The organism is Tabrizicola sp. (assembly GCF_030694085.1).
Classification (GTDB): Bacteria; Pseudomonadota; Alphaproteobacteria; order Rhodobacterales; family Rhodobacteraceae; genus Tabrizicola.
The window spans coordinates 1-6,682 of the sequence record NZ_JAUXZE010000023.1 but is presented as its reverse complement, the minus strand read 5'-3'; the positions used below and the strand labels follow the sequence as shown (position 1 = coordinate 6,682).

The window sequence follows — 6,682 nt, the reverse complement described above, 5'->3', positions numbered from 1 at the left end:
GCCAAATCGGGTATCCGCTTCCTGCAGTGCCAGAATATCGGCGCCGATTTCGGAAATCACCGCCGTGGTCCGCGCCAGATCACGCCGCCGGTCGGTGCCAATGCCTTTGTGGATATTGTAAGACGCCACAGAAAGGTCGCGTGACGAAATCATCGGCTGTTGGGCTCTTGGGATGCCGTTCGCAGCGATGACAGCCCATTGAACTGGCCGCGGGCCTGTTCATTCCGCTGGGTTGCACCCCGCCCGAGGTCCGCAAGGATCGGACAATCCGGGCGATGATCACCGCAACAGGCATCAGCCAGTTCCTGCAGCGAGGCCATCATCGACTGCATTTCGCTGATCTTCCTTTGCAGACCATCAATTTGATCAAGTGCCAGGCGCTTGACGTCAGCGCTCTGGCGAGAGCGGTCGCGCCAGAGTGCCAGCAGTTCTTCGATCTTCTCAACTGGAAACCCGAGGTCGCGGGACCGCCGGATGAAGCGCAGCATCTGCACTTCGGTGTCAGAATAGACACGGTAGCCCGATCCAGTCCGCCCTGCTGTCGGGATTAATCCGGTGGATTCGTAGTAGCGGATCATCTTTGCAGTTACGCCTGAGGCTTTTGCCGCTTCACCGATATTCATATTTTGGTTCCCTCAGATTTGGTTGGGGGCAAAGCGCCGCAGCCGCAGCGCGTTCCCAAGGACGAAGACCGATGACAGGGCCATCGCCGCTGCCGCAAAGATCGGCGAAAGAAGCAGGCCAAAAGCAGGCCACAGCGCGCCGGCCGCGACCGGAATCAGGAGGGCGTTATAGATGAAAGCCCAGAACAGGTTCTGGCGAATGTTGCGCAAGGTGGCTTTGGAAAGTGCAATCGCATCTGAAACTGCCGTCAGCCTGCCTGTCATCAACACAACGTCTGCCGCCTCGATGGCAATATCGGTGCCGGTGCCAACGGCGATGCCGACATCAGCCTCGGCCAGTGCCGGCGCGTCGTTGATGCCGTCGCCGACGAAAGCCAGCGCGCCCATCGCCTTCAACCGCTTGACCGCAGCCACTTTACCATCGGGCAACACTTCGGCCACCACTTCGTCAATGCCAAGCTGCCGCGCGATGGCATTTGCGGTGCGGGCGTTGTCACCAGTGATCATCGCAACCTTGAGGCCCAACGCATGCAGCGCGCGGATTGCATCCGGCGTTGTCTCCTTTATCGGGTCGGCGACTGCGAGGATTGCGGCCAGCTTGCCGTCGATGGCGGCATACAGCGGCGACTTGCCGTCATCGCCCAGCCGCGCTGCCTCGGCGGCAAAGGGTGCTGTATCAAGGCCTAGCTTTGTCATGTAACGGTCGGCTCCGACCTCGATCCTTTGCCCGCCCGCTTGTGCCGCGACTCCAAAGCCGGTGACGGACTCAAAAATCGTAACCTCAGGCATCACCAAGCCTTCTTCGGTGGCCGCCGCGACAATGGCGCGGGCGATGGGGTGTTCCGACTTCGCCTCGACCGCCGCGACAGCCGCCAGCACTGCGCCACGGTCAAAGCCGGGTGCCAGCATCAGATCGGTCAGCCTCGGCTTGCCCATCGTCAGCGTTCCGGTCTTGTCCAGTGCCACTACCTTGACACCATGGAGGGTTTGTAGTGCCTCGCCCTTGCGGAACAGGATTCCGAGTTCCGCCCCCCGCCCGGTGCCGACCATGATCGACGTCGGGGTGGCGAGGCCCATCGCGCAGGGGCAGGCGATAATGAGAACAGCGACAGCATTGACAAGCCCAAACGTCAGCGCGGGCTCGGGCCCCAGCACCAGCCAGACGGCGAAGGTCAGCGTTGCCAATGCCATGACGGCGGGCACGAACCACATTGTCACCTTGTCCACCAGCGCCTGAATCGGCAGCTTGCCACCCTGCGCTGCTTCTACCATGCGGATAATTTGCGCCAGCATGGTCGCCTCACCTACCGCAGTTGCGCGGAAGCTGAAGGCGCCGGTCTGGTTGACGGTGCCGCCCGTCACCTGGCTACCGGCCGTCTTCTCGACTGGCAATGGTTCTCCGGAAATCATGCTCTCGTCGATCCAGCTTGCGCCTGTCGTGACCTCACCATCGACCGGAATCCTTTCGCCCGGCCGCACGTCTACCACGTCGCCGGGGCGCACCTCGGAGACGGGCACTTCGGTGATCGTTCCTTCCCGCATTACCCGCGCCGTCTTGGCCTGAAGGCCGACAAGCCGCTTGATCGCCTCGGATGTGCGGCCCTTGGCGCGGGCCTCAAGATAGCGACCGAGCAGGATCAGCGAGACGATGACCGCCGCTGCTTCGAAATATGCGTTGACTGTGCCTGCGGGGAGCAGGCCTGGGGCAAAGGTTGCCACCAGCGAATAGCCGTAAGCCGCCATCGTGCCCACCGCCACCAGACTGTTCATGTCGGGCACAAGTCGGGCAAGCGCGGGAAAGCCTTTGCGATAAAATCGCAGGCCGGGGCCGAAAAGGACTGCGGTGGTCAGTGCGAATTGAAGATACCAGCTGTTCTGCATGCCGATGGTGTTCATCACGGCCATGTGGACCCAGGAGAACAGGTGAGCCCCCATTTCGAGCACAAAGACTGGCAGCGTCAGAGTCGCTGCGATAAGCACATCGCGCTTGAGCGCGGCCTCTTCGGCGGCTTTCTTGGTCGCAATCTCTTCTGCGACATCAGTGGCCTGTGCTGCTGCATGCGCCTCGTAGCCGGCCGCCTCTATCGCACGGACGAGGGCAGTAAAATCGGCAGTGCCCTCTACGGTCGCCCGCTCGGTCGCAAGGTTCACTGCCGCATAGGTCACGCCCGGAACGGCCGACAAAGCTTTTTCCACCCGCGACACACAAGAAGCGCAGGTCATCCCTTCTATCACAAGGTCGACGGGGCGAGTTGGAACGTCGTAGCCCGCATCCTCCACGGCCTTGACCAGTAACGTCCGATCAACGGCAGCACCGCTCACCTCGGCCCGTTCGGTGGCGAGATTGACAAATGCCGTCTCAACACCCGGGACTGCTTTCAACGCGCGCTCGACACGGCCGACGCAAGAGGCGCAAGTCATACCCTCGATGTCGAGAAAAAACGTTTCTGTCCCGGCGGTCGGCAGTGTTTTCGCGTGCAAGTTCACGGCGGAACTCCTTCGGCATATGTTTCCGCTATTCGAAATAAGGCTTCCCATGATGGTAAGGTCAAGGACTCTTTTTGTTTTTTCACTCACGGGTTTGTGCTCTTGACCTTACAACGATGGGAAGCCCCATATGCTGTTGTATGAGACGGAACCCGAAGGAGGTACTTTTGCAGTTCCATATTGAAAACATGACTTGTGGCGGCTGTGTACGCAGCGTGACCAAGGCGATCCAGTCGGTTGATCCTGACGCCGAAGTAAATGCCGATCCTGGCGCACGGAAAGTCGATGTCAAATCGTCCGTGGCGCGCGACAAGTTGGTCAACGCCTTGACAGAAGTTGGCTATGCGCCTGCGTGAAGCGCTCGCAGATCCAAGAAGCTAAAGTTCAATGAACAAAAGGAAGAGAACGATATGAAAAAGCTCGCAACCGCTGCCGCGATCGCCGCCGTCTTGGCCTCAGGAAGCTATGTCTATGCCCAGACCGACAATATGGCGGGGATGGACCACTCGGGTATGAACATGGGATCGGACGGCATGACCATGATGAGCCATGCCGCCATGATCCCGCCGGAGTTGGCCGACAACGCAGCCGTCAAAGGCTATGCCGCCGCGATGGACGCCATGATGACCAACATGGCTCCCTATACCGGCGATGCCGACGTCGATTTCGTCAAAGGCATGATCCCGCACCACCAGGCCGCCATCGACATGGCGAAAGTGCAGCTCGAATTCGGCACGGACCCCGAAATGCGCAAGCTGGCCGAAGAGGTCATCGCGGCCCAGGAAGCCGAGATTGCAGACATGAACGCCTGGCTTGCGGCCAAAGGCATGTGACCAGGCTTGCGGTGCGGGCATCGTGGCCAATGATCACTTTGCCCGCAGCATTCTTGCCCGTCACCCCATGCCGTGTAGTCCATGGAAGCCACCGGTGAGGATGACAGGCACCACGATCAGGGCTGCGGGTGCGAGGATCAGCGCCCGTTGCCATGCCCGCTCGAGCCGCCAACACAAGAATAGAGCGAGGAGGACAACCAACCCGACCTCGAAGACCGCGAAAACGTCGCCGTAGAATCGCTGGTCCCAGTAGCTGATTGGGCTTCGGAAAACCCAGTCAGAAATGGGCCAGAATTGGCGTCGAGCGTCGTCGTGATGGGTTGCGAAATCCGCTACAGCGTGAAGCAGACCAGACCCCGCGAAAGCACGAAGCAGGACGCGGCCGCTCCAAAGGGCAGCAAGGAAAAGCGTGCCCCAGATCAGGAAGCCATGATCTACCGCGAAAATCGTTTGCCACGAGTCCGAAAAGTATAACCGTCCAAAGACATCATGCTCGGGCAAACCGAGCACGCGGGTGGACCACAGGACCAGAGCGAACATCGGCAAGTCCGGGACAAAGCCCCCGACCATCGCCGCAACAAGTGTTGCCGGTACCAAGGGCCGCGCGAAGAAAGCCGCCCCGATCAGAATGTGCGACGGCGTGTTCATGACGTCAGCATACAGGTGTCTGTCTGGATTTCTCGTCTTCCGCGATGCGCCGGAGGAGAGCGTAGGGAATCGCGCCGTTGAGGACGGTTCGCCCGATCACGAGCCCCGGCGTGCCAATAAACCCGAATATATCTGCGAGAGCGCGGGTTCGATCAAGCTCTGCCTGGACTTCCGGCGAGGCCATATCGCGGGCAAGCTGATCGACGTCGAGTCCGATGGCGGTGGCTACGTGCAAGACGGATGCCGGTTCTGCAACAAGTGGTGTCCGCATGAAGCTGCGACGAAGCTCCTGCTGTTTGCCTTGCCGTGCGGCCGCAACCGACGCGCGTGCGGCGAGTTCGGACGCAGGGCCGAAAATCGGAAGTTCATGCTGGATGAGGCGGAAGGATGCGGTATCCTCTGCAAAAAACGTGTCCAGATCCCGCTCGAGTGCCCGACAGTAAGGGCAGCGGAATTCACTGAAGTATGCGATTGGGACGATTTCCGTCGGTACCGCCGGGCCGAACAGAGCAGGGCAAAGGTCGGCACGCAAAGCCTCTGCACGCGCGCGTCGCTGATCAGCATCGTCGGTCGGTGCGTCGAGCCCTATGAGTGCGACCGTTGCCCCAGAAGTCTGACCGTCCTCCTCCAGCCGGCGAAATGGCGGCAAGTCCGGCAAGTCGACGTAACGTGGGCCGCGCCCGGGAAGACGGTCCCAGGGCAGGGCACGCAGGCCGTAGATCAGGGCGACGGTCCCGCCAAGAACGAGAAGGCCACGGCGTGACCCTGTCACAGCACGGTCACCGGCGTTCCGATGGGAACTTGGTCATAGAGCTGCTTCACATGATCGTTCAGCATACGGATGCAGCCATTTGATACGGATTGCCCGATTGAGCCCGGATCTGTTGTGCCGTGGATGCGGAAATAAGTGTCGCGGCCGTTTTTGTAGAGATAAAGCGCCCTGGCCCCGAGAGGATTGCCGGGCCCGCCCGGCACGCCGTCCGCGAATTGCGCATAACGGTCGGGGTCACGCCGTATCATGTCATTCGTCGGTCGCCACGAGGGCCACTCAGCTTTGCGCTCGATGATCGCCGTGCCCTTGAATTCGAGACCAGCTTTGCCGACGCCGACGCCGTAGCGGATCGCGCGTTCGCTGTCGAAGACGTGGTAGAGGTAGTAGAGACGCGGGAACACCAGAATCTGGCCCGGAGCGTGCTGCTCGCGGACGCGCACCTCACGCGGCTGAAACTCTTCGGCGAGGACAAAAGGTTCTTCGGTGTGAGCTCGAAGGATTGTCGGCGCGGACATTGCCGCTGCGGCGGCTCCGCCGATAAGGGTACGACGAGAAATCATGCTGTCTCCTGAGGGGAACGGGAAGGAAAGGTTTCACTCAGAGGAGGGTTCGCGGAGGAGGGCGTTGGGGCGCAAAAGTCAGACTGGAGGCGGACACGGGCGTGATCGCGTGCTGCGAAGATCCGGCGCCTGGCACTATGTAAAGGAATGAAGCCGTCTCCGTTGCAAGGATCTGGCAAGTTCCATGTTCGGAACCGTCACCACAAAACGCATCCTGTATCAGGGGTGCCGTTTGTGCGAGATCATGATGCGCGTTATGTGTCATGTGATCAGGAAGCGCCGTCCCAACCAGGGAGGCGAGCAGGAGAATTCCGCACAAGAGGTTTACGAACCTGAACATGCAGACACGATAGCGCCTTCCAACACCATCCACGTTGATCACAACGGCGTGAGTATGGGATTTGGCTGAATCTTTGGCGAAACCGCCACGCACTCACCTGTTTGTGACCCTTGATCGGTACGAACAGATTTGACCTTCCCACATTAGAAGGCTGCAATGCTTCGAAAAAAGAGGAGCAGCTGATGAAATTTAGTCGACGACTTTTCGTTGCCGCAGGCCTTGCCGCCCCGTTCGTGACGGGTCGGGCCGCCTTCGCGACCGAAGACAATCAAGGAACAGTCCGCAACAACATCTCGGCGTTCCGGACTCACGAATGGCAAGATCACTTCGATGCTCTTGGGGTCGGCGTCATCATCTCAGACACTACAGCAAAGGTGCTTCAGCACTGGACGAGCGACGGACAGATGTATCTTTACCCA

The 6,682-nt window shown here is 60.1% G+C and carries 8 protein-coding genes and 2 pseudogenes; 4 read left to right on the top strand and 6 right to left on the bottom strand.

Translation table 11 applies throughout. The annotated features are described in order from the left end of the window. From Q8M85_RS23345 to Q8M85_RS03455, 3 genes and pseudogenes are all read right to left on the bottom strand, one after another. A pseudogene (locus tag Q8M85_RS23345) lies at window positions 1–153 on the bottom strand (EEP domain-containing protein); the annotation flags it as partial. Next, a complete protein-coding gene (gene cueR / locus Q8M85_RS03460; RefSeq protein ID WP_305540310.1) occupies window positions 150–623 on the bottom strand; it encodes a Cu(I)-responsive transcriptional regulator in 474 nt (157 codons plus the stop codon). The pseudogene Q8M85_RS23345 and the gene cueR, both read right to left, overlap by 4 nt. Before the next feature lie 12 nt (window positions 624–635). Then, window positions 636–3,161 (bottom strand): heavy metal translocating P-type ATPase, encoded by a 2,526-nt coding sequence (locus tag Q8M85_RS03455; protein WP_371135187.1) that lies wholly within the window; start codon window positions 3,159–3,161, stop codon window positions 636–638. 116 nt (window positions 3,162–3,277) lie between these two features. On the opposite strand from Q8M85_RS03455, the gene Q8M85_RS03450 reads away from it, so the two are divergent. Together Q8M85_RS03450 and Q8M85_RS03445 are read left to right on the top strand one after the other, a co-directional pair. Continuing rightward, the gene (locus tag Q8M85_RS03450; protein ID WP_305540304.1) at window positions 3,278–3,466 is read left to right on the top strand and encodes a heavy-metal-associated domain-containing protein; all 189 of its coding nucleotides are present in this window, start codon (window positions 3,278–3,280) and stop codon (window positions 3,464–3,466) included. 183 nt (window positions 3,467–3,649) lie between these two features. After that, window positions 3,650–3,943, top strand: coding sequence for a DUF305 domain-containing protein (locus Q8M85_RS03445; protein ID WP_371135188.1), 294 nt, complete (start codon window positions 3,650–3,652; stop codon window positions 3,941–3,943). Window positions 3,944–4,003: 60 nt separating this feature from the next. On the opposite strand, the gene Q8M85_RS03440 is transcribed toward Q8M85_RS03445, so the two are convergent. The 3 genes from Q8M85_RS03440 to Q8M85_RS03430 are packed head-to-tail and all read right to left on the bottom strand — an operon-like array spanning window position 4,004 to window position 5,923. After that, window positions 4,004–4,591 (bottom strand): cobalamin biosynthesis protein CobQ, encoded by a 588-nt coding sequence (locus tag Q8M85_RS03440; protein ID WP_305540298.1) that lies wholly within the window; start codon window positions 4,589–4,591, stop codon window positions 4,004–4,006. Between the two features lie 4 nt (window positions 4,592–4,595). After that, window positions 4,596–5,363 carry a DsbA family protein gene (locus Q8M85_RS23340; RefSeq protein WP_371135186.1) on the bottom strand — a complete coding sequence of 256 codons (768 nt, stop codon included), beginning with the start codon at window positions 5,361–5,363 and terminating at the stop codon, window positions 4,596–4,598. After that, window positions 5,360–5,923, bottom strand: a complete 564-nt coding sequence (locus tag Q8M85_RS03430; RefSeq protein WP_305540293.1) for a L,D-transpeptidase — start codon at window positions 5,921–5,923, stop codon at window positions 5,360–5,362. Before Q8M85_RS03430 ends, Q8M85_RS23340 begins: the two co-directional genes overlap by 4 nt. A 184-nt stretch (window positions 5,924–6,107) precedes the next feature. Between Q8M85_RS03430 and Q8M85_RS03425 the strand changes: the two genes are divergently transcribed. Further along, window positions 6,108–6,332 (top strand): hypothetical protein, encoded by a 225-nt coding sequence (locus Q8M85_RS03425; RefSeq protein WP_305540290.1) that lies wholly within the window; start codon window positions 6,108–6,110, stop codon window positions 6,330–6,332. A gap of 113 nt (window positions 6,333–6,445) precedes the next feature. Further along, window positions 6,446–6,682: pseudogene (locus Q8M85_RS03420) on the top strand (L,D-transpeptidase); the annotation flags it as partial.

Excerpts from the sequence above, each read along its gene's own strand:
- Q8M85_RS03440 (WP_305540298.1), bottom strand. The coding sequence starts at position 4,591 with ATGAACACGCCGTCGCACATTCTGATCGGGGCGGCTTTCTTCGCGCGG.
- Q8M85_RS03455 (WP_371135187.1), bottom strand. The coding sequence starts at position 3,161 with ATGGGAAGCCTTATTTCGAATAGCGGAAACATATGCCGAAGGAGTTCC.
- Q8M85_RS03425 (WP_305540290.1), top strand. The coding sequence starts at position 6,108 with ATGTTCGGAACCGTCACCACAAAACGCATCCTGTATCAGGGGTGCCGT.
- cueR (WP_305540310.1), bottom strand. The coding sequence starts at position 623 with ATGAATATCGGTGAAGCGGCAAAAGCCTCAGGCGTAACTGCAAAGATG.
- Q8M85_RS03430 (WP_305540293.1), bottom strand. The coding sequence starts at position 5,923 with ATGATTTCTCGTCGTACCCTTATCGGCGGAGCCGCCGCAGCGGCAATG.
- Q8M85_RS03445 (WP_371135188.1), top strand. The coding sequence starts at position 3,650 with ATGATGAGCCATGCCGCCATGATCCCGCCGGAGTTGGCCGACAACGCA.